This is a genomic window from Streptomyces sp. NPDC057702 (assembly GCF_042799315.1).
Lineage (GTDB): Bacteria > Actinomycetota > Actinomycetes > Streptomycetales > Streptomycetaceae > Streptomyces.
Window position 1 is genome coordinate 152,635 of sequence record NZ_JBHVJC010000008.1, and the last position, 22,146, is coordinate 174,780.

General features: G+C 73.3%; 17 protein-coding genes and 1 pseudogene. 9 read left to right on the forward strand and 9 right to left on the reverse strand.

Annotated features, from left to right (window positions below):
• Positions 1–58 precede the first annotated feature (58 nt).
• Complete coding sequence (gene gdhA, locus ACFVFR_RS08160; protein WP_383698868.1) at positions 59–1,417, reverse strand: NADP-specific glutamate dehydrogenase; 1,359 nt, start codon at positions 1,415–1,417, stop codon at positions 59–61.
• Between the two features lie 470 nt (positions 1,418–1,887).
• Here gdhA and ACFVFR_RS08165 point away from each other — a divergent pair, with 470 nt between their 5' ends.
• Entirely contained in the window at positions 1,888–2,355 is a 468-nt protein-coding gene (locus tag ACFVFR_RS08165; RefSeq protein WP_383698869.1) for a hypothetical protein, read from the forward strand.
• A gap of 21 nt (positions 2,356–2,376) precedes the next feature.
• Here the strand turns inward: ACFVFR_RS08165 and ACFVFR_RS08170 are convergent, their stop codons facing one another.
• Positions 2,377–2,745, reverse strand: coding sequence for a MazG nucleotide pyrophosphohydrolase domain-containing protein (locus tag ACFVFR_RS08170; protein ID WP_383698870.1), 369 nt, complete (start codon positions 2,743–2,745; stop codon positions 2,377–2,379).
• Between the two features lie 145 nt (positions 2,746–2,890).
• Positions 2,891–3,379 carry a glutathione peroxidase gene (locus tag ACFVFR_RS08175; protein WP_383698931.1) on the reverse strand — a complete coding sequence of 163 codons (489 nt, stop codon included), beginning with the start codon at positions 3,377–3,379 and terminating at the stop codon, positions 2,891–2,893.
• Between the two features lie 1,130 nt (positions 3,380–4,509).
• Between ACFVFR_RS08175 and ACFVFR_RS08180 the strand changes: the two are divergent.
• Positions 4,510–5,771 (forward strand): annotated as a pseudogene (locus ACFVFR_RS08180) (ATP-binding protein); the annotation flags it as partial.
• A 93-nt stretch (positions 5,772–5,864) separates the two neighbouring features.
• Here ACFVFR_RS08180 and helR read toward each other — a convergent pair.
• Entirely contained in the window at positions 5,865–8,015 is a 2,151-nt protein-coding gene (gene helR / locus ACFVFR_RS08185) for an RNA polymerase recycling motor ATPase HelR (RefSeq protein ID WP_383698871.1), read from the reverse strand.
• A gap of 657 nt (positions 8,016–8,672) precedes the next feature.
• On the opposite strand from helR, the gene ACFVFR_RS08190 reads away from it, so the two are divergent.
• From ACFVFR_RS08190 to ACFVFR_RS08200, 3 genes are all read left to right on the forward strand, one after another.
• Positions 8,673–9,506 (forward strand): NAD(P)H-binding protein, encoded by an 834-nt coding sequence (locus ACFVFR_RS08190; RefSeq protein ID WP_383698872.1) that lies wholly within the window; start codon positions 8,673–8,675, stop codon positions 9,504–9,506.
• 297 nt (positions 9,507–9,803) lie between these two features.
• Complete coding sequence (locus ACFVFR_RS08195; protein ID WP_383698873.1) at positions 9,804–10,154, forward strand: YciI family protein; 351 nt, start codon at positions 9,804–9,806, stop codon at positions 10,152–10,154.
• Positions 10,155–10,157: 3 nt separating this feature from the next.
• Complete coding sequence (locus ACFVFR_RS08200; RefSeq protein ID WP_383698874.1) at positions 10,158–11,471, forward strand: RNA polymerase sigma factor; 1,314 nt, start codon at positions 10,158–10,160, stop codon at positions 11,469–11,471.
• Positions 11,472–11,544: 73 nt separating this feature from the next.
• On the opposite strand, the gene def is transcribed toward ACFVFR_RS08200, so the two are convergent.
• Positions 11,545–12,216 carry a peptide deformylase gene (gene def, locus ACFVFR_RS08205; RefSeq protein ID WP_383698875.1) on the reverse strand — a complete coding sequence of 224 codons (672 nt, stop codon included), beginning with the start codon at positions 12,214–12,216 and terminating at the stop codon, positions 11,545–11,547.
• A gap of 129 nt (positions 12,217–12,345) precedes the next feature.
• On the opposite strand from def, the gene ACFVFR_RS08210 reads away from it, so the two are divergent.
• Positions 12,346–12,900: a helix-turn-helix domain-containing protein gene (locus ACFVFR_RS08210; RefSeq protein ID WP_383698932.1), complete on the forward strand. Its 555-nt coding sequence runs from the start codon at positions 12,346–12,348 to the stop codon at positions 12,898–12,900.
• A gap of 897 nt (positions 12,901–13,797) precedes the next feature.
• Here the strand turns inward: ACFVFR_RS08210 and ACFVFR_RS08215 are convergent.
• Positions 13,798–14,448: a choice-of-anchor C family protein gene (locus ACFVFR_RS08215; RefSeq protein ID WP_383698876.1), complete on the reverse strand. Its 651-nt coding sequence runs from the start codon at positions 14,446–14,448 to the stop codon at positions 13,798–13,800.
• 351 nt (positions 14,449–14,799) lie between these two features.
• Here ACFVFR_RS08215 and ACFVFR_RS08220 point away from each other — a divergent pair, with 351 nt between their 5' ends.
• Positions 14,800–15,369: a nucleoside deaminase gene (locus tag ACFVFR_RS08220; protein ID WP_383698877.1), complete on the forward strand. Its 570-nt coding sequence runs from the start codon at positions 14,800–14,802 to the stop codon at positions 15,367–15,369.
• Positions 15,370–15,464: 95 nt separating this feature from the next.
• On the opposite strand, the gene ACFVFR_RS08225 is transcribed toward ACFVFR_RS08220, so the two are convergent.
• Together ACFVFR_RS08225 and ACFVFR_RS08230 are read right to left on the reverse strand one after the other, a co-directional pair.
• Entirely contained in the window at positions 15,465–17,831 is a 2,367-nt protein-coding gene (locus tag ACFVFR_RS08225) for an FdhF/YdeP family oxidoreductase (RefSeq protein ID WP_383698933.1), read from the reverse strand.
• Positions 17,832–17,965: 134 nt separating this feature from the next.
• Entirely contained in the window at positions 17,966–18,373 is a 408-nt protein-coding gene (locus ACFVFR_RS08230; RefSeq protein ID WP_383698878.1) for a RidA family protein, read from the reverse strand.
• A 496-nt stretch (positions 18,374–18,869) separates the two neighbouring features.
• Between ACFVFR_RS08230 and ACFVFR_RS08235 the strand changes: the two genes are divergently transcribed.
• Positions 18,870–20,282, forward strand: coding sequence for a chondroitinase-B domain-containing protein (locus ACFVFR_RS08235; RefSeq protein ID WP_383698879.1), 1,413 nt, complete (start codon positions 18,870–18,872; stop codon positions 20,280–20,282).
• Between the two features lie 118 nt (positions 20,283–20,400).
• Here ACFVFR_RS08235 and ACFVFR_RS08240 read toward each other — a convergent pair whose 3' ends face one another.
• A complete protein-coding gene (locus tag ACFVFR_RS08240) occupies positions 20,401–21,192 on the reverse strand; it encodes an N-formylglutamate amidohydrolase (protein ID WP_383698880.1) in 792 nt (263 codons plus the stop codon).
• A 181-nt stretch (positions 21,193–21,373) separates the two neighbouring features.
• On the opposite strand from ACFVFR_RS08240, the gene ACFVFR_RS08245 reads away from it, so the two are divergent.
• Positions 21,374–21,934, forward strand: coding sequence for a cysteine hydrolase family protein (locus ACFVFR_RS08245; RefSeq protein ID WP_383698881.1), 561 nt, complete (start codon positions 21,374–21,376; stop codon positions 21,932–21,934).
• Positions 21,935–22,146 lie beyond the last annotated feature (212 nt).

Below are 22,146 nucleotides of genomic sequence, written 5' to 3' on the forward strand. Positions count from 1 at the left end.
GTCGACCGGGCCCGGTGGCCGACGCGGACGGCGTGCCGAAGCCGTTCGACGGGTGGGCTCAGATCACACCCTGGGCCAGCATCGCGTCAGCGACGCGTTCGAAGCCGGCGATGTTGGCGCCTGTCACGTAGTCGCCGGGGGCGCCGTAGCGGTCGGCGGTCTCGTGACAGGTGGCGTGGATGTCGTTCATGATGTGCGTCAGCTCGTCCTCGACCCGCCGCGCCGTCCACGAGGTGCGGGCGTGGTTCTGCGCCATCTCCAGCGCGCTGACCGCCACTCCGCCCGCGTTGGCCGCCTTGCCGGGGCCGAACGCGACACCCGCCTGCTGGAACAGGTGCACGGCCGCGGGCGTCGTGGGCATGTTCGCCCCCTCGGAGACCGCCTTCACGCCGTTGCGGATCAGCGCGGTGGCGGCCTGCTCGTCCAACTCGTTCTGGGTGGCCGACGGCAGCGCCACATCGGCGGGCACGTCCCAGACCCGCCCGCCGGGCACGAAGCGGGCCGAGGAGCCCCGCCGCTCGGCGTACGCGTCCACGCGACCCCGCTCGACCTCCTTGACCTGCTTGAGGAGCGCGACGTCGACGCCCTTCTCGTCCACGACGTACCCGGAGGAATCCGAGCAGGTCACGGGGTTCGCGCCGAGAGCGCGCAGCTTCTCGATGGTGTGGATGGCCACGTTCCCCGAGCCGGAGACCACCACCGTCTGACCCTCGAAGTCCTCGCCGCGCTCGTGCAGCATCGCCCCGGCGAACAGCACGTTGCCGTACCCGGTGGCCTCCGGGCGGATCAGCGAACCGCCCCAACCCTGGCCCTTGCCGGTGAGGACACCGGCCTCCCAGCGGTTGGTGATGCGGCGGTACTGGCCGAAGAGGTAGCCGATCTCCCGGCCGCCGACGCCGATGTCACCGGCCGGCACGTCGGTGTGCTCGCCGATGTGCCGGTACAGCTCCGTCATGAAGGACTGGCAGAACCGCATGACCTCGGCGTCGCTGCGCCCGTGCGGGTCGAAGTCGCTGCCGCCCTTGCCGCCCCCGATGCCGAGCCCGGTCAACGCGTTCTTGAAGATCTGCTCGAAGCCCAGGAACTTGATGACGCCGAGATTGACCGACGAGTGGAAGCGCAGCCCGCCCTTGTACGGGCCCAGGGCGCTGTTGAACTCGACGCGAAACCCCCGGTTGACCCGTACTCGCCCCCGGTCGTCCTGCCACGGCACCCGGAACATGACCTGTCGCTCCGGCTCGCACAGCCGCTCGATCAGGGCCGCCTCGGCGTACTGCGGGCGGGCCGCCAGCACCGGCGCCAGGGTCTCCAGGACCTCGTGCACGGCCTGGTGGAACTCGGGCTGAGCGGGGTTGCGCTGTTCGATCTCGGCCAGGAGATCGCCGAGTACGTGCTGCACGTCGGGTCGCGTCGTCACAGAGTGCCTTTCTGGCGCGGCGGTGACCGGGGCCGGCACGGGCACATGGCTCGCTCGGGCCCGGTTCATCGATGAGCGCTCGGCGCCGTTGCCGCACGCGGGGCAAGTAAGTGTGACGCCCATATAAACATCTTGGCCAGTGCCCGGACCCGGTCACCCACGATATGAGACCCGGCCCGCACGGTACGCGCCACACCCACGCGGGGCCCGGCCGGGCCGGGACGGTCTGGCGCCGGGGCGAGCGGGGCGGGGCGGAGCGGAGTGGGCCAGGGCGGCCGGGGACATCGGTGGGCGTCTCGCGGAGGGCGGGCCGCCTGTGACACTGCTGTAGCCGGAAAGGTGGCCTCCGTCACAGCCCGACCGGACGGTGTCGGGTGGGGTTGCCGCATGCCTGTCACCCCACTCACCCCGCCCCCACCTGCCAGCCGGCGGCCCTCCCGCCACCCTCGACCGCGCGGGGCTGAGCGCCTGTGGTGATCGGTCTGGGTGTCTCCGGGGCGTGTGCCGTCGGCGCGCTGATCGCCGCGGTGGGCGTGATCGCCATGGCGGTCCCGGGGCGGCCTGAGCCCTGGGCCGTGCACCTGGCGCGTCGTGCGGCGACCCTGTGCGCCGCCGCCGCGGCCTCCCTCTACTGCCTGGGCTTCTTCGCGGTGCTGGAGTCCGACCTCCAGGTCGACGACGGCGCGGCCGCGACCCCGGCGCCGGCCTGCCGCGACGGGTTCGACACGGCCACCACCGAGGGCCTCACCCACCACCGGACCGCCTATCTGCCCCTGCGCTTCGACTGCGTGCGCGCCGACGGCTCCGTGTACTCCAGTGACCCCAGCTACGCGTGGTTGAACGGGGGGACGCTCGCCCTCGCGCTGTGCGCGGCCGTGCTCGCCCTGACCGCGCGTCACCTGACGCGGACGCGGGCGCGGCGAGCCGCGTCCGCCTGAGTCATCCCCGGCCAGGGGTGGTCAGGGGCCGGCTCGGCGGTGGGGGCGGGGCGAGTCGGCGGCGGGTGGCGGCGAGTCGGCGGGTTGGTCGTCGCCGACGCGCACGGGCACACCCTGGGCGTCGGTCGCGTAGACGCGGTGCCGGTTCTTCTCGATCTTCCGTGCCACCTCCTGGCCGAGGTCGAGGCCGTTCATCTCGGCGAGGGCGGCGACGTAGAGGAACACGTCCGCGAGCTCCTCGCCGAAGTCGGGCAGTGACCTGCGCCAGGCGGTGAACGCCTCGCCGACCTCGGCCGTCAGCAGGCCGAACTCCAGCGGCACGTCGGTGGTGTTGAACCCTTTCTCGATCTTGTTCTGCCAGGTGAGCGTCTGAGCGGTGCGGATGTCCAAGGCCCCTCCGTACAGGACAGCGCGACGATGCGCGCGCCAGCCTAGCGAGCGCGCGACCCGCAGCCCATGGGCCCACACCCCGCCCCGCCCGCGACCCGCCCCCCCCGTCGGCCCGCGACGGCGGTGGCGGGTCGCCGGTGGCGGATCAGGCCGGCAGGGCGGCCTCGATGGCCGAGGTGATCTCGGGGGCGTCCGGCTCGGTGCGAGGGCCGAAGCGGGCGGTGACGGCGCCGTCGGGGCCGACGAGGAACTTCTCGAAGTTCCAGCGGATGTCACCGCTGTGACCCTCGACGTCCGAGGTGCCGACGAGCTCGGCGTACAGGGGGTGCCGCCGCGCGCCGTTCACGTCGGCCTTCTCCGTCAGCGGGAAGGTGACGCCGTAGGTGGCCGAGCAGAAGGTGGCGATCTCCTCGGCGGTGCCGGGCTCCTGGCCGGCGAACTGGTTGCACGGCACCCCGAGGACGGTGAAGCCGCGCGCCGCGTACCGCTCGTGCAGCTTCTCCAGCGTCGCGTACTGCGGGGTCAGGCCACACCGCGAGGCGACGTTGACGACCAGGACGGCCTTGCCTCGGTACTGGGCCAGGTTGGCGGGGCCGCCGGAGAGGGCGCCGATCTCCACGTCGTGGAAGGACATGTTCACTCCTGCGTTCGTCATCGGGTCGGGCTGCCGGACGGAGCCGGGCTGATGTGAGCGTACTGGGCGCGGCTCGCGCGCCGGCGACCACCACCGCCGCGCGCGCCGCCGCGACACGGGCCGGCCAACCCGTCGACGGGCGATCACCGGGTGAACCTGCCAACCCGCCGACCGAACATGGCGAACGGGGCCACGGAGGCGGGGGTGATGAGACGCTATGCCGACGGGGTGAAGAGTTGCCGGGGGAGTGGACAGTGAGTGACGCGGGGCAGGCTGGCACGGAGTACACGCACGACGGCGGATTGCCGTTCGAGGGGGCGCGGGAGGTGCCCGGGCTCAAGCCACTGCCCGAGGACCTGCGCCCCGAGCTGCGGGACTTCACCGTCGTCATGCGGGGCCTGTTCAAGGCGGCGGGCAAGTCCGTGCGACAGTTCGCCGTCTACCACCACATCAGCGCGCCCTCGGTCTCCCGCTACCTGTCGGCCACCCGCATTCCGGAGAAGGCGTTCCTGGACGCCCTGCTCAGGTCCGCCTGCCGGGCCTACGACCAGGAGGTGACCGCGGAGATGCAGGCGTACGTCTATCGCCTGCACCGGGAGGCCCTGCTCGCGGAGCACCCGGGGCGCTACCGGGCCCAACTCGCCAGCGACCGGCTGGAGGAGGCCGTACTGGAGCGGGAGCAGGCCGAGCTCCAGATAGCGGAGCTGGCACGGGAGGTGGCCGGCCAGCGCCGCCAACTGGCCGAACTGGAACGGCAGACACGGGAGTTACGGGCGGCCAACGCGCGGGAGGTCGCCGGGCGGGGCGCCGTCCTGGAGGTCCAGCGGCGCAGCGTGGCATCCCTGGAGGCCGAGTGCGCCCACCTGCGCGGCGAGATCGACCGGCTGGAGTCCCAGGTGCGCGAGGCGGAGGCGGACCGGGACGCCGCGCAGCGCCGTTGCGGAGAGCTGGAGGCCCGACTGCATGAGGTGGACGACGAGGTCGAGCGGGAGGAGTTGGAGAAGCGGCTGCGCGAGGAGCGACGCCGGATCGCCCAGGCGTCCGGACGCGAGGGGCAGCACCTGAAGGACCTCACCCAGGCGCACGAAGAGATCGAACGCCTGCGGCTGACCGCCGCCCAGGACGCGGCGGCCCTGGAGCACCTGCGGGACGTCGCCCAGGACGTCGCCCGCGTCCGGCTGCCCGAACTGGTCGCCCAGCTCTCCGAACCCGACCCGCGTGACGTGGACATCTCCGTGGCCTCCCTGGGTATCCACGACCGCAAGGAGATCAACCAGGTGGCCCGCGCGTTCGACGAGGTCCAGCGCGAGGCGGTCCGGCTCGCGGCCGAACAGGCGCTCCTGCGGGGCAACGTCAACACGATGTTCGGCAACCTCTCGCGCCGGTCGCAGGGACTCATCCAACGGCAGCTGTCCCTCATCTCCGACCTGGAGTCGCGCGCCGTCGACCCGGGCCAGCTCTCGGCGCTGTTCACACTGGACCACCTGACCACCCGGATGCGCCGCAACGGCGAGAACCTCCTGGTCCTGGCGGGCGAGGAGGCCAGACGCCCCTGGAGCGGGCCGGTCCCGCTGGCCGACGTGCTGCGCGCCGCCGCCTCCGAGGTCGAGCAGTACGAGCGCATCGAGGCGGTCGCCGTGCCCGGGGTCGAGATCGTCGGCCGGGTGGTCAACGACCTCATCCACCTGCTGGTCGAGCTGTTGGAGAACGCGACCTCGTTCTCGTCCCCACAGACCACGGTGCGCCTGCTCTGCCACGCCCTGCCCGACGGACGGGTGCTGGCCGAGATACACGACACCGGGATCGGCCTCGCGCCCCAGCACCTGACGGCGATCAACGAGCGGCTGGCCTCGCCGCCCACCGCCGAGCTCTCCGTCTCCCGCCGCATGGGCCTGGTCGTGGTCGGCCGCCTCGCGCTGCGGCACGGCATACGCGTCCAGCTCCGACCCTCGGACACCGGCGGCACCACCGCGCTCGTCATGCTGCCCGCCGACGTGGCCGGCGGCGGGGCGTAGCCGGACCCGACCGACGGCGACCGGGTGTGCCGCTGGCCACCAGTGCGGTGCCGCCGAGCGCGCCGGGACGCGCGTTCCCGTCACACATTCCGTTGCCACCCGCGGAAACACCCCCGTATCCGGCCGGAAACGCCCCACCGCGTACGTCACTGTTGCCCCAGGCCGGTGCGAGTGCCCGGCGAACGCACCTCATGGCACGGGGCGTTGAGGTACCTGGAGGAACCGATCGTGGGCCCGTCCCTGATGACCGCGCGCACCGCGCTGATCCTGCTGCTGGCGCTCCTGGTCGGCGTCGGTGCGGCGATCCTGACCGCCCTGACCGGGGTGGTGCTCGCCCAGGCCGTGCTGGCAGGGGTCGCGGCCTTCGGACTGGCGGTGCCGTTCTTCAACAGCGCCATCGAGTGACGAGGAGTCGACGTGCCCATGCCGCCGTCCGGCCGGGGAAGGGTTGGCACCTTCCCCGGCCGGGGTCAGGCATCGGTGAGGACGACGAGCCGCTGGGTGGCCCGGGTCATCGCGACGTAACGGTCCACGGCTCCCGTGATGCCCGTGCCGAACGCCTCCGGTTCGACGAGGACGACCAGGTCGAACTCCAGGCCCTTGGCCAGCTCGGGGCTGAGCGACCGGACGCGGGGCGTCGCCCGGAACGTGGGGTCGCCGATGACACAGGCGATCCCGTCGGTGTGGGCGGCCAGCCAGGAGTCCAGGATCGCGTCCCGCCGCGCGACCGGCCCGTGTTCGACCGGGATGCCGCTGGCACGTACGGAGGTCGGCACGTTGGCGTCCGGCAGCGCGGCCCGGATGACCGGCTCGGCCTGGGTCATGACCTCCTCCGGCGTCCGGTAGTTGATGCTCAGCGAACTGACGGTGACCCGGTCGAGCCCGACCCGCTCCAGCCGCTCGCGCCAGGACTCGGTGAACCCGTGCCGTGCCTGGGCGCGGTCGCCGACGATCGTGAAGCTCCGCGAGGGGCAGCGCGACAACAGCATCTGCCACTCCGCGTCGGTCAACTCCTGCGCCTCGTCCACCACGACGTGCGCGAACGGGCCGGCGAGCCGGTCCGGGTCGGTGTCGGGCAGCGCGTCCGTGTCGACCAGGCTGTCCTGGAGGTCCTGCCCGCGCAGCATCGACACCGCGCCCTCGCCGTCCTCGTCGGCCGCCAGGACGGTGTCGATGACGTCGGCCATGCGCCGGCGTTCGGCGGCCAGGGCCGCCTGCCGCTGACGCTGTCGCCGGGCCGCCCGCGGGTCGCCGAGCCGCTGCCGGGCCGCGTCCAGGAGCGGCAGGTCGGAGACGGTCCAGGCGTGCGGGTCCGCGCGCTGGAGCAGACGCACCTCGTCGGGGCCGAGCCAGGGAGCACACCGGCGCAGATAGGCGGGCACCGACCACAGGTCGCCGACCAGGTCGGTCGCCTCGATCATCGGCCACGCCCGGTGAAGGGCCGTGACCAGCTCCCTGTCCTGCCGCAGCGACCTGCCGAACAGGTCGGGGGAGACATCGTCGCCGTCGTGCTTGTCCAGCAGGATCGCGGTCAGCTCCGCCCAGATCTGCTCGCGCGCCTCGTTGTGCGGCGTGCCCGGCTCGGGTGCCTCGAACGCGGCGGCCCAGTCGTCCGGGCCCAGCCACAGCTCGGACCAGGGAGTGGAGACCGTCATCCCCCGGGTGGGCGGCTCCTCGTAGAGCGCGACGGCCGGTTCCACGGCCCGCACCATCGCCACGGACGCCTTGAGCCGGGCCACGGCCGGATCGGCCTCGACCCGCGCGTCGGCCCCCTCGGGGACCAGATGGCGCAGGGTGCAGGTCTGTACGCCCTCCTCGCCGAGGCTGGGCAACACGTCGGCGACGTAGGCCAGATACGGCTGGTGTGGGCCGACGAAGAGGACACCGCCCCGGCGGTGGCCCAGCCGGGGATCGGCGTAGAGCAGGTAGGCGGAGCGGTGCAGGGCGACGACGGTCTTGCCCGTGCCCGGACCGCCGTCGACCACCAGCGCACCGCGCGAGCCCGCGCGGATGACGGCGTCCTGGTCGGCCTGGATGGTGCCCAGGACGTCGCGCATCCGCGCCGAGCGGTTGCCTCCCAGGCTGGCGATGAAGGCGGACTGGTCGTCCAGCGCCGCGTGCCCGGCGAAGGCGTCGGCGGCGAACACCTCGTCCCAGTAGTCGCTGATCCGGCCACCGCTCCAGCGGTACCGGCGACGGCTGGCCAGGCCCATCGGCCGGGCGTGGGTGGCACCGAAGAACGGCTCGGCGGCCGGGGAGCGCCAGTCGAGCAGCAGCCGACGCCCCGTGCTGTCGGTGAGGCCGAGCCGCCCGACGTACACGGGCTCGGTGTCGTCCGCGCCGACCATGCGGCCCAGACACAGGTCCAGCCCGAAGCGGCGCAGGGCGCGCAACCGGCCGGCCAACCGGTGGATCTCCGTGTCCCGGTCCATCGCCTCGCGGCCCACGCCACCGGGCGCCCGGCGTTCGGCGTCGAGCTGGTCGGAGATCTCGGCGATCGTGCGCTCAAGACAGTCCGCGATGGCCGCGAAGTGCCGCTCGTCGTCGGCGATCAGCGTCGGGTCGGCCTTGGGGGCGAGGCGGTCGGACAGGGCGAACGCGCTGGTCTTCAGGGGGTTCACGGCATCAGCTCCGAGGTGGGATCGCGGGTGGCTCAGCGGGGGGTCGGGCAGGGCGGGCGATGCGGGGGGCCGGGGCTCCACGAGGCGCGGCCCCGGTGGCGCGCCGGTGTCGGCCGGCGGCCACGCGCCGCCCGGCGGTACGCCCCCGCCCGCCGGCGCGCCCGCCTGTCCCGCCGGCGCCACGTATCCCGCCACCGCGGCGGCGCCCCCGCGCGATGCGTACGTCGATACCCACACGTGCACTCAGTGCTCTCCGTTTCCGCAGGTCATTGCCCCACGGCCGGTGATTCTGCAGGACACCGGGGGCCTTGCCGCAAGCCCCCCGGTGCGCTATAAGTTGAGAGTGGAAAGGAGCGGACAGCCTCCTTTCCCTTTCTTTTTGGCTCACTTTCCCATCGGCCGCTGGTCGTCTTCGACCACGGCTGATCATCCGGGCTCCGCGCGCTCCCGCGCGACGCACTCCGCGCGGCTCGCGGGGGACACGACGTACCCGCCGGCGTACGCGAGGCGGACCGCGCTCGCCCTCTCCGCGCCCACCACCCCTCGCCCCCGCGCCCGCTCGTGACATGGCGCGGCCGGTCTCGCCTTGACCTGAAGCTTGGTGCAACTTCTAGCGTGCCACCCAGACGATCAACCAACCGCGGGAGGCGCGTTCTCATGATCCTGGTGACCGGAGCTACCGGAAACATCGGCGGCGCGCTGTTGACACAGTTGCACGCGCACGGCGCCGGGCCGCTCCGGGGGCTGACGCGCGCCGCCGCGCGGGCCGACCTTCCGAGGGGGGTGACGGCCGTGGAAGGTGACCTGGCAGAGCCGGCGACGTGGCCGGCCGCGCTGGACGGGGTGCGCTCACTGTTCCTCGTGCCCGGCCTGGGACCCGAGGCCGATCTGCTGGACGCCGCCAGGAGGGCGGGCGTGGAGCACGTGGTGCTGGTCTCCTCGATCACGGTCCAGACCCACCCACACCTGGGTCCCGCGGCCGGGAACCTGGCCGTCGAGCGGCTGCTCCAGGGCAGCGGTATGGCCTGGACGATCCTGCGGCCCACGCAGTTCGCCTCCAACACCCTGCTGTGGGCCACCACCATCCGCGAGCACGGGACCGTGCGCGCGCCGTACGCCGACACGGCGCTGCCCACCATCCACCCGGCGGACATCGCCTCGGTGGCCCGCCTCGCGCTGACCGAGCCGGGTCACCGGTCCCAGACGTACGCCCTGACCGGGCCGGCGCCGGTGACCGCCCGGCAACAGGTCGCGGCCATCGGCGCCGCCTTGGGCCGGGAGGTGCCGTTCGAGCAGGTCAGCCGGGAGCAGGCGCGCCCGTGGATGGTCGCGGTCTTCGGCGCGGACGCCGCCGACGCGGTCCTGGACGTCACCGGCGGTGACGTCAACGCCGACCTGGCCCGGGTGCGCGATACGGTCCCGCGGCTCACCGGCGCCCCGGCCCGCACCGTGCGGCAGTGGGTCACGGAGAACGTCGCCGCCTTCCGCTGACCCACCCCCTCGCCGGCCGGCCGCCACCCCCGCCCCGTCTGCCTCCGGCGCTCGCGCGGGGCCCGGCCACGCCGCGTAGGGTCGCCTGACAGGGCCGGGCGCCGCACCCGCGCACGCCGTCGGGGAGGGCGTGCCGCGACCCTGCCCGGGGCGTGCCGGGGTGTGTCCGAGCCGTGCCGGGGACGTGCCCGCAGAAAATCCTCGAAGCCGTGTCGATCGGGGCCTCGCCCGTTCGTCGTCACGGTGTACGGCGACTCGCCGTGCGAGAAGAACACAGGACCTGACAGGAGTCGGACCATGAAGTACATGCTGCTGATCAACGCTGGCGCGGTCGGCGAGGACGGCTCGGCCGCCGAGTGCACCGTCGAGGACTGGATGGTCTACGACCAGCAGGTCAAGGACGCGGGGATCTTCGTCTCGGGGGAGTCGCTGGCCGATCTCGTGACCGCCACCTCGGTCCGGGTGGGCGAGGACGGCAAGCGCACCGTCACCGACGGGCCGTTCGCCGAGAGCCGGGAGGTCCTCGGCGGGTTCTACGTCATCGACGTACCGGACCTGGACATCGCCCTGGACTGGGCCGCCCGCTGCCCCGGCGCGCGCGGTAGCGGGTCGATGGTGGTGCGCCCGATCGCCGACTTCGGCGCCTGAGCCATGGGAGACGAGCCGCGTGCCACGCCCGACACCTCGGGCGAGTCCGCCGGCCGAGCGCCCGCGCGCGCCTCGGTCGAGGCCGTGTTCCGGGAGGAGCGCGGCCGGCTGCTCGCCTCCCTCGTCCGCCGCTTCGGCGACCTCGACCTGGCCGAGGAGGTCACCTCCGAGGCCGTCGAAGCGGCGTTGACGCACTGGCCCCGCGACGGAGTGCCCGCCAAACCGGGGGCCTGGCTGCTGACCACGGCCCGCCGCAAGGCCGTCGACCGGCTGCGCCGGGACCAGGCGTACGCCGCGCGACTGGCCCTGCTCCAGGCGGAGGCGGAGCGGGCCGACCCCGCCCCGCCCGCCGACGTCGGCGACGACCTGCCCGACGAGCGGTTGCAGATGTTCTTCACCTGCGCCCACCCCGCCCTGGCCGCCGAGGACCGCGTGGCCATCACCCTGCGCTGCCTGGCCGGCCTGACCACCCCCGAGGTGGCGCGGGCCTTCCTGGTCCCGCCCGCGACGATGGCCCAGCGGATCGTGCGGGCCAAGAAGAAGATCCGCGAGGCGCGCATCCCCTTCCGGGTGCCCGGGGCCGACGAACTGCCCGAGCGGCTGCCCGGGGTGCTCCAGGTCGTCTACTCGGTGTTCACCGAGGGGTACGCGGCCAGCTCGGGTCCGCACCTGCAGCGGCTCGACCTGGCGGGGGAGGCCATCCGGCTGGCGCGCATCCTGCGCCGGCTGCTGCCCGCCGAGCGGGAGGTGACCGGGCTGCTCGCGCTGATGCTGCTGACGCACGCGCGGCGCGCGGCCCGCACCGACGCGGACGGCGCGCTCGTGCTGCTGGCCGAGCAGGACCGCACCCGGTGGGACCGGCCGATGATCGAGGAGGGCCGGGACCTGGTGGTCCGCGCACTGCGGGGTGGACCGGCGGGGCCCTACGGGGTGCAGGCCGCCATCGCGGCCCTGCACGACGAGGCGGCCGACCTCGCCACCACCGACTGGCCCCAGTTGGTGGCGCTCTACGACGTGTTGCTCGCGCTCACACCCTCGCCGATCGTGGCGTTGAACCGGGCGGTGGCGGTGGCGATGCGGGACGGACCCGAGGCGGGTCTGGCCCTGCTCGACGCGCTGGCCGACGAGCGGCAACTGCGCGGATACCACCCGTATCCGGCGGCTCGGGGGGACCTGCTGCGCCGACTGGGCCGGCGGGACGAGGCGGCGGCGGCCTACCGGGAGGCACTCGCGCTGGCCGGCACCGAGCCCGAACGCGCCCACCTACGACGCACGGTGGACGAGCTCACCACCCACGACCCGAAGCACCCGTCCTGAGCGACCCTTGCCAACCCGCCAACCCGCCGCCCCCGCTGGGCCGTGCGTCCGTGGCGTACGGGGGCGGCCGGGCTCAGCGGCCGAGTCGGGCCGCCCTGCTGGCCCGCCGCGCGAAGACCTCCTCGCAGCGGTCGGCCATCTGCCGTAGCACGGCCTTCTGGTCCCGCCTGGCGAGCCGGTGGACGTACAGTCGTCCGTCGAGGTGGTCGGCCTCGTGCTGGAGACACCGGGCGAAGTACCCCGTCCCCTCGATGACCAGCGGCTGACCCCACTGGTCGACGCCGCGCACCACGGCGCGGTCAGGGCGGGGAAGGTCCGTGCTGGCCCCCGGCACCGACAGACAACCCTCACCCTCCTCGACGAGGTGCCGGCCGGTCGCGGGAAGCTCGTCCAGGACCGGGTTGAGGATGTGCCCGACATGGCGTACGCCGTGGTCGTCCGGGCAGTCGTAGACGAAGATCCGCAGACCGACGTCGACCTGGTTGGCGGCGAGGCCGGCGCCGTCGGCGATGTGCATGGTCAGGAACATGTCGTCGATCAGGGCGGCGAGTTCGGGCGTGCCGAACTCGGTCACCTCCCGACACGGCTGGTGCAGCACCTCCTCGCCCCACACGGTGATCCGGCGCACCGAGCCGCGCGCGGCCTCGGGCGGCAGCGGCGGGTAGGCGTCGACGGGCTTGCCCTGGACCCGGACCCGCCGGTCGATACGGCCGGGTCGGTCGTCACGAACGGACACCGCGGACATCATCCCTTCCCTCGCGAGGTCGACGAGGCGTGTTGCGGGGCGGACGGTCGGGGCCGCTTGCCAAGCCCTTTGCAAAGTAGCAGACTTTGCAAAGTGACTGAAGAAGGTGTCCAAGCGGAGCCCGGGCCCATGGCGGCCCTTGGCCGCGCGCCCGCTGGCGACCGCCTCGCCGAGCATCCGGTGCGTACGGCCCTGCTGGACCTGCTCGCCGAGGCAGGCACCGTCACGGCCACCGAGGCGGCCGGGCGGCTGGGGTACAGCTCCGGGCTGTGCTCGTTCCACCTGCGGCAACTCGCCCGCTACGGGTGTATCGAGGAGGTTCCGCACACCGGCGGCCGGGCCCGCCCGTGGCGGTTGCGTGCCCCGGAGCCACCCTCGGCGGCCGGGCCCTTGGGGGCGGGCTTTGGGCAACTGGCCCGTGGGTTGGAGGACGAGAGCTACCAGCGCTGGCTCACCCGCCGCGACCGTGCCCCGGCCGCCTGGCGACAGGACGACGCCTTCAGTGCGGTGGTCTATCTGACCCCCGCCGAACTGGGCGCGGTCGCCGAGGCGGTACGCCGGACGCTCGCGCCCTACCAGGACCGTGAGCGGGAGCCGGCCACCCGGCCGGCCGACGCCCAGCCGGTGGCGCTCATCGCCCGACTCTTCCCGCTGCTGCCCGACCCGACGGCCGGTGACGCCTGAGCGCGGAGTATCGGGTGCCAGTGCCCAACTCACCGCTGGTGTAGGGGAGTAGACACCCGCGCGGCCCGCGCCTGGGCTGGCGGAATCCGGTCTGGCCGGCCCGCGCGCCCGGGTGTGCGCGACCTGGCGAAGAGTCGCTTTGCGCGGGTCGGCCGCGTCGGGAGCTGTGGCCGGGGTCGTCGCCCGGCGGGGCCGTGGCGTACGCCGGGGTGTCGTCGGGCTTCCGGCGAACGGCGTACGCGGGGCGGACACTCGGCGGTCCGCTCCACTCCCGGGCCGGGTTCGGGGAACGCCGGGGAACGCCAGGGTGAGGACGGCGACCCCCGGGGTGGGCTGTCACCATCGGCCGGCGCCACCGGACAGCGCCGGTGGCGCCGGGTGTGAGCGGGCCGCACCCGGCGCTCGGGCAAGGCCGGGTGACTTGAGCTTTGTCAGCCGCCTGTCCAGCCTCGCCACCCTCGGCCTCACCCCGTTCACACGGCCGGGGTGGGGCGAGGCCGCCGGCCGGGGCGGGGCTGGGGGTGCGAGGTGGGGAGCGCGGCCGGCGTGCCGGGCGGCGTTCTGGTCCGGTGTTCTGGTCGGTCGCCGCTGCGGTCGGCCACACCCGCTCGTGAGGGCGTGCGCCGGCGTTGGCCCGCGTCTGGGTGGGTCGTGGCCGCCGCGCCGCCGTGGGCGCGGGAGCGCGCCGCCCGCTGGGGGCCCGCGCGCTACCCCGGCCGCCTGACGGGCGGCCCACCCACCCGCGTGCGACCCGGCACGCGTGCCACCCGAGCCCGCACGCCGGCACGCGGGCGCGCGAGGGCCCCGACGCTGGTTGACGTCGGGGCCCCGGGCCGGTCCGCGCGGACCGGCGGTCGCTCCCACGACCCCGCCGCCGGCGGGGTCGTGGGAGGGTGGTCAGTGTCTGTCGGTCGCCGCCTTCCCGCAGGAACAGGAACAGCAGGAGGCCCGGACCACCACGTCGTCAACCACCGGGCCGTGCGCGCTGTTGGCGGTGGTGCTGGCGAAGGACAGGGTCGTGGAGGTGGAGCGGGCGACGAAGGTGGCCTGTCGTCCCACGTATCCCATGTTCGTGGTGGTCTTGCCGGTGACGTCGAACGTGAAGTCCTGGACGGTCTGGCCGTCGACCACCACGCGGCCCGTCTTGACCGGTGTGCCGCCGGGGTTGCCGGCGAGCGCGTAGGTGATCGCGTACGTCGTGCCCGGTGTCGTCGGGAAGGACTGGGTGATGGTGCCGGGCGCGCCGCCGTTGAGGTCGACCGACTGGAAGCGCTCCGCCGCCTGCCAGAAGCTGCGGCCGATGTGGTCGACGTTGCCCTGGGTGACGGTCCACGGGCCTATCGACTGGCCCGTGGTGACGTTGGTGAAGTTGTTCGCGGGTGCCGTGGGGTACTCGAAGCTCCCGTCGTCGACGCCACGGGGCGCGGCGCCGTGCTTCGTCGTGCTGGCCGAGGTCGTGTCGTGGGTCGGTGCGGCCTGTGTGGCGCCGGCGGCGACGCCGAGCAGCCCGAGCACGGCGATCGCCGTGACGTACGGTCGTACGGACACCTTGTCCTCCCGAAGGTTCGACAGCGTGGACCGAGCACGCTGAACTTTGGCCTCTGCCCCCGGCGCGGACTACCCCGGGCGGAGGGCGTGCCGACGCGCGCGGGTGTCACGGGCGCCGGGTGAGCGCCGGCTCCGCGCCACGACAAGCCGGTGCGGTGGAGTGGGTTTCGGACACCGGGGCCGGAGGGGCTGGCCGGGGTGGTCCGGGTGGGTGGCCACTGCCGAGCCCGCTCCGTCCGGGGCGGAGCGGCGCGATGGAGTTGCCGTCCCTACCTCAGCGCATATGGTCGTAAAAGGAGTCAACGGGCAAGGCTGTGCGACGGTCCACGCGGGCCGGGACGGAGACCTGGCATGTCGAAGCACCTGCTGTTCATGGCCGAGGCGACGCGGCTGGCCACCGAGTCGGTGGAGAACAACTGGGGTGGCCCCTTCGGGGCGGTCATCACCCGCGACGGGAAGATCGTCGCCCGGGGTCAGAACCGTGTCCTGCTGACCGGGGACCCCACCGCGCACGGCGAGGTGGAGGCCATCCGCAAGGCCGTCCAGGTGCTCAACCCCTCGGCCCCCTCGATCGCCCGGAACCGCCAGAACACCAGCACCCTCAAGCTCATCCGACGCGAGGAGGGATCGCCCGACAAGGTCGAGTACCGGGCACGCATGCTCAAGGGCTGCGCGATCTACACCAGCGGCGCGCCCTGCCCGATGTGCATGAGCGCCATCTACTGGGCGCGGCTGGACGCCGTCTACTTCGCCTGCGACCTCAAGGCCACCGAGGACATCGGGTTCAGCGACGCCTACCAGTACGAGGATTTCAAGAAGCCACTCGACGAGCGCCTCATCCGCATCCGCCAGGTCCACCCCGAGCTCGGCGACACCGCCTACCGGGCGTGGAAGTGCAAGTGTGACAAGCACCCCTACTGACCCCCGGCCCACCGACCGCGCAGGAGGCCGCCGAGGCGTGCCCGGGCGCCGGGAGGTTGGCATGGGGAGGGGGCCGCGCTGCCAGCGGGCCGTCGTCAGGCGGCCGGCGTGATGGTGACCTTCACGTGTTTCATGATGGGTTGGTCGCTCTGGGTGCTGTAGTCGGAGAGCGCGCACAGCACGTTCATCTCGGGCATGTACCCGGCCGCGCAGCCGCGCGGGATGTCGTACGCGATGGCCAGGTAGCCCCGCAGGTGACGTCGCCCACCGTCCCTGGCGGTGCTGGTGATGTCGACGGGGTCGAACGTCGTGAGTCCGCGCTCGCGCATGTCGTCCCGGTTCATGAAGACGAGCGTGCGCAGGTTGCGCACGCCCCGGTAGCGGTCGTCGTCGGAGTAGATCGTGGTGTTCCACTGGTCGTGCGAGCGCATGGTGCCCAGGGCCAGGGTGCCCGGGGCCGGGACGACGTCGGGCAGGTCGGCGGTGGAGAACTCGGCGCGCTCGGAGGGGGTGCGGAAGACCAGTTCGCGGGCGGGCTGGCGAAGGCGGAAGCCGAGCGGTAGGCGTACGCGACGGTTGAAGTCCTCGAAGCCGTCGAGCACGCGGGCCATGGTGTCGCGGACCCGGTCGTAGTCCTCGACGTACCACTCCCAGGGGGTGGCGCTGTCGGGCAGCGCGGCGCGGGCCAGGCCGGCGATGATGGCGGGCTCGGACAGCAGGTGCGGGGAGGCCGGGCGCTTCATGCCCAGGGAGAGGTGGACCATGCTCATCGAGTCCTCGACGGAGGTGCGCTGGACCCCCGCCCGCTGGTGGTCCTTCTCGGTGCGACCGAGGCAGGGCAGGATGAGCGCCCGGCGGCCGTGTACCAGATGGCCGCGGTTGAGCTTGGTGCTCACCTGCACGGTCAGGTCGCAGGTGCGCAGGGCCTGGAAGGTGTACGCGGTGTCGGGCGCGGCGAGCGCGAAGTTGCCGCCCATGCCGACGAAGACCCTGACCTCGCCCCGGTGCATCGCGCGCAGGGTGCCGACGGTGTCCAACCCCGGCTCGCGTGGTGGGTCGATCCCGCACGCCTCGCCGAGGCGGTCCAGGAAGTGCTGGTCGGGGCGGTGGTTGATGCCACAGGTGCGGTTGCCCTGGACGTTGCTGTGGCCGCGTACGGGGGAGGGGCCCGCGCCCTCGCGGCCCAGGTTGCCGCGCAACAGCAGGAGGTTGACGATCTCACGGACGGTGTCGACGCCGTGTTCGTGTTGGGTGACACCAAGGCACCAGCTCATGATGGTGCGGTCCGCCTCGCGGTAGACGCGCGCCGCTCGCAGGATGTCGGCGCGACCCACCCCCGACTGGGCCTCGATCGTCTCCCAGGTGGTGGCCTCGCACACGGCGCGGTAGTCCGCGAACCCGACGGTGTGACGGTCGATGAACTCGCGGTCCAGCGCCCCGGGGTCGGACGGCGCCTGTTCCAGGATCGCCTTGGCCATGCCGCGCAGCAGGGCCATGTCACCGCCGACGCGGGGCTGGAGGTTCAGGGTGCTGGTGGGGGTGGCGCGGTAGGTGGCCATGGCCCGGAAGTCGTGCGGGATGATCGCGCGGGTGGCGGCTGCCTCGACCAGGGGGTTGACGTGCACGATCTGGGCGCCGCGCTGGTGGGCCTCGGTCAGGGCCGTCAGCATGCGCGGCGCGTTGGAGGCGGCGTTGACGCCGAGGATGAACAGCGCGTCCGCCCTCTCCCAGTCCGCCAGGTCGGCCGTCCCCTTGCCGGTGCCCAGGGCGGCCTGGAGCGCGCGACCGCTGGCCTCGTGACACATGTTGGAGCAGTCGGGCAGGTTGTTGGTGCCCAGCTCCCGGGCCAGCAGCTGGTAGAGGAAGGTGGCCTCGTTGCCGAGCCGGCCCGAGGTGTAGAACGACGCCTGGTGTGGGGAGTCCAACCCACGCAGGGTCTCGCCGACGAGCGCGAAGGCGTCCTTCCAGGAGATGGGGACGTAGTGGTCGCTGTCCGGGTCGTACGTCATCGGCTCCGTCAGCCGGCCCTGGTCCTCCAGGTCGTGGTCGCTCCACCGGGACAGCTCGGCGACCGAGTGCGCGGCGAAGAACTCCCGGTCCACGCGCTTGCGGGTCAGCTCCCAGGTGACGTGCTTGATGCCGTTCTCGCAGATGTCCAGGTGCAGGCCCTTGAGGTCGTCCGGCCAGGCACAGCCCGGGCAGTCGAACCCCTTGTTCTCGTGGTTCATCCGCGCGATCGCCCGGGGCCCGTCCACCAGGGCGCCCTCCCGCACCAGGAATCGGCTCACGCTCTTCGCCGCACCCCAGCCGGCGGCGGGATGGCGGTACGGGCGGAACTCCGGCTCCCCTCGGGTGGCGGACTCTGCGCGAGCCCGCTCCGCCGCCGGCTCGTCCTGGGAGGTGGTCACGGCACTCACCCTCTCGCTCCGCGCCCGTTCGGGATACCGCAGAAAAGCAGGCATCTCGGGCATTTCGGATCAGGCTATGTCAGCCACCAGGGCCCCGCCAGCTCGACGCGCGACCCGCGCGCGAGCGCCATCACGCCCGGCCCGCGCCGCGCCGGACCGGGTGAACCGGGGGGCGGTCGGTGTCGGACTCAGTCCAGGACGGCGGTGGCCTCGACCTCCACCAGGTGCTCGGGAAAGGCCAGCGCCGCGACGCCCAGCAGGGTGCCCGGCGGCAGCGGGGTGATGCCCAGCGTCGCGGCGGCCCGCGCGACGCCCGCCGCGAACAGCGCCATCTTGTCCGGGGTCCAGTCGACGACGTACACCCGCAGCCTGACCACGTCGGCGAACGAGGCGCCGACCCCGGCCAGCGCCGTGTCGACGTTGAGGTAGCACCGCTCGACCTGGGCGGCGAGGTCGCCCGCGCCCACCGTGGCCCCCTCGGCGTCCCAGGCGACCTGCCCGGCGACGCTGACCAACCTGGACCCGGTGGCGACCGACACCTGCCGGTACGCGTCCACGGCCGGCAGCCCGCTCGGATCGATCAGGGTGATGGCCATACGGCTCGCCTCCTCGTGACGCGGACCCCCGGGCCCGCGACGGCCGAGCCAGGGTGACTCGGTCTCTCGTGGTTACGCCACGACCCTAGGAGAGCCGCCGCTGACATGGGAGAACGCACTTTCCGGTGACCGGGGAACCTCGCGGTGACCCAGCAGCTCACCACGTCTTCCCAGGCGGCGGGATCACCTCCTCCCACCCCGGCTCGCGCCTCGGACCCACTCCCACCCTGGCCCGCGAGCGACTCGCCCCGCTCCCACCCGGCCGACCTCGCGCGCGAGCGCGCGGCGCGGCCGACCCGCGTTAGCGGTACGTCAGCGGTACGGCAGAGCCGTGCCCGAGACTGTGCGGGAGGGGCGTCACCCGCCCGGCGTGACGGCTCGCGCCCGGCGCCCGTGTCACCCCCGCCCGGTGCGCGCGCCGCACCCTTTTCCACCGCTCGGGCAGCGGGGACGATCATCGCGTCGACCCGGCAGCACCCCGTCCCCAGGAGGCACCATGCACAGACGTACGTTTCTCGCCGGCACCGTGTTGGGTACCGCGCTCACCGCCGTGCTGCCGGCGGCCAGTGCGTCGGCGGCCCCGGTCACCTCGCTCAAGGCGCTCCAGGTCGAGATCGACCGCGCGGCACCCGGCGCCCGCATCGTCCTGGCCAACGGCACGTACACCGTTCCGTCGGGCGGCGCCATCAACGTCCTCGGCAAGAACGGCACGACCAGCGCGCCCATCACCATCTCGGCGGAGACCCGGGGCGGCGTGGTCCTCCAGGGTGACCGGGGCTTCGTCTTCGACAAGTCGAGCAACATCACCGTCAGCGGCTTCGCCTTCCGGCAGAAGACGGGCCTGGAGATCCCGGCGAGCTGCCAGCGCATCCGTCTGACCCGCAACGACTTCCAACTCGCGGACGTCACCAAGCTCTACTGGGTGGTCGTCCGGGGCGACGACGTCAAGATCGACCGGAACCACTTCCACCACAAGACCACCGCGGGCATCTTCGTCGTCCTGGACGGGCCGGACGCCGACACCATGGCGCAACGGCTGCACGTCTTCCGCAACCACTTCTCCGACCACACCTTCAGCGGCGACAACGGCGGCGAGACGATCCGACTCGGCGTCAGCAGCCGCGCGCTGGCCAGCGCGCACGCCGTCGTGGAGTACAACCTGTTCGAGCGCTGCGACGGAGACCCCGAGGCCGTCTCGGTGAAGTCCTCGGACAACACCATCCGCTACAACACGATCCGCGACAGTCGGGGCGGCATCGTGCTGCGTCACGGCAACCGCACCACGGTGGAGGGCAACTACCTGCTCGGCGGGGCCGCGGGGATACGCGTCTACGGCAACGACCACCTCATCGTCAACAACTACCTGAGCGGGCTGTCGTCGCAGGCCCTGGTGATCGGCAGCGGCACCACGCGCGACCACCACGCCGGCGAGAGCGAGGACGAGCGGCGGGGCAAGGACGCGTGCGACCGGGTGGTGATCGCGCACAACACCCTGCTCAACAACCGTGGCGCCCTCGCCGGCGAGAGCCGGACCCACGAGCCGCGCGACGTGGTCGTCGCCGACAACCTGCTGGTCGGCGAGACAGGCAGTCTGGTCGCGATGGACAAGACGAAGGGCTTCACCTGGCAGAGCAACATCCTGTGGGGCGCGGCGTCCAACGGCACCATCCCCGCCGACGGCTTCACCCGGGCCAACCCCCTGCTGCGCAAGGCGTCGGACGGGGTGTACCGGCTCGGGGCGGGCAGCCCGGCCATCGCGGCGGCCACCCTCACGAGCCTGACGGTGACCGAGGACATCGACGGCCACGCACGGGGTGCCCAGCGCGACATCGGCGCGGACGAGTACGCGACGCAGGCCCCCGTCCGCACCTCCCTCACCCCGGCGGACGTGGGCCCCAACGCCGCGTGAGACGCCGCCGCCGACGGGCTGCCCACACGCCGGGCGACCCCGCCCCACGGGCCCACCGCCCGTGGGGCGACCCGGGCCGGACCGGCCGGCCCGGGCCCACCGGCCGGACGGGTGGGCGTCAGGCGGAAGCCCACTCGACCAGGTCGGCCAGCGCGTCGGCCACCGTGTCGAGCCCGGGGCCGGCCGGCCCACCCGGCTCGCTCATGTACAGGTCGCGCCGGATCTCCACCATCAGCGCACTGACCTCGGCCTGGCGCCCGTAGTACCGCAGCGGCACGTACGTCCCCGCGAACGGGCTGTCCAGGCCGGTCCCGCCACATCCGGCGAACGCCCGCCGGGCCGCCTTCAGGAGCGGCGCGGGGGTGTGGAAGGCATCCGTGCCCAGACACACCGGCGGGCGCGGGCCCGCGCCGTGCAGCTCGTACGGCAGGGGAGCGGTCGGGTACGAGTGCACGTCGATGATCACGGCACGCCCCACAGCCGCCAGCCGGTCGGCCACCGCCTCCGTCATCGCCCGCGCGTACGGGTGGAAGTAGCGCTCCAGGAGCGGCTGTGGGTCGACGTCGGCCGGGCGCAGCCGCGCGCGGTGCGTGGTGCGCGTGTAGACCGCTCCCATGCCCCGGGACAGCATCTCCTCGCGCCCGTCGGGGAACCGCTCGGGATCGACGACCAGGCGCGAGAGCTGGTTGACGAACCGCCAGGGAGTGCTGGTGGCGGCCGAGGCGGCGCGGGCGGCGAGTCGTTCGGTGTGCGCGTCGGTGATGTGGTCCAACTCGACCGCCAACGCCCGGTCGCCCAGCACGATCCCCGCGCGCACGCTGTCCGGCACCACCCGCGAGGCGTGCGGGACGTGCAGGATCACGGGAGACCCGGGAGCCCCCGGGTGAAGCCGGAAGGTGGCCGTGGACATGCGTTCCTCGCAAGCTGTCGCGTACCGGTGAGGTGCCCACCCATCATCGCCGCGCCACCCGCCGGCCCCGCTCCCGCCCCGTCCACCCGGGGCCGGCCGGCCGCGGCGGGGGCCGCATAGGATGCGAACGCCGGTACCCGGCCGGGTACGACATCCGCCCGACCCCGCTCCTGGAGACGACATGAGCAGCGCCCTTCTCGTGATGGACGTCCAACAGGCCATCGTGGACATCGTGGACGACGGCTCCGGGTACCTGCCCCGGCTGCGGCGGGCGATCGACGCGGCGCGCGCGGCGGACATCCCCGTCATCTACGTGGTCATCGGCTTTCGCCCCGGCTTTCCCGAGATCGGCACGCGCAACAAGCCGCTGGCCGCCATCGCCCGGGCCGGCCTGTACGTCGAGGGCGCTCCCGGCAGCGAGGTCCACCCCGAGGTCGCGCCCCGGCCGGGCGAGGTGGTCGTCACCAAGCGGCGGGCCAGCGCGTTCTCGGGCAGCGACCTGGACGTGGTACTCAGGGCGCGCGGCATCGACAGCCTCGTCCTGACCGGCATCGCCACCAGCGCCGTGGTGCTGTCCACCGTGTGCCAGGCCAACGACCTGGACTTCGGGCTCACCGTGCTCTCCGACGCCTGCCTGGACACCGACCCGCGGGTGCACCAGGTCCTGGTCGAGCGGCTGTTCCCGCAGTGGGCGCACGTCCGCACCGTGGACGACTGGGCCAAGGCCGTCACTCCCCGGTAGCGGCGGGCCCGACTGTGCGGCGCACGGCCGGCGCCGGCCGGCGAGCAGCCCCGGCGGGTCGCCGAAGCGCCCGGCGCGCACGATCGGGCGCAGACAGGCGTCCGCGTCGGTGACGTGCCGGGCGTCGGCGCCGGCCGCCCTCTGGCGGGTGGCGCCGTAGCGGTAGCCGGCCAGCGACAGCCCGCACCGTCGCCAACCCCGACGTCGCGTCA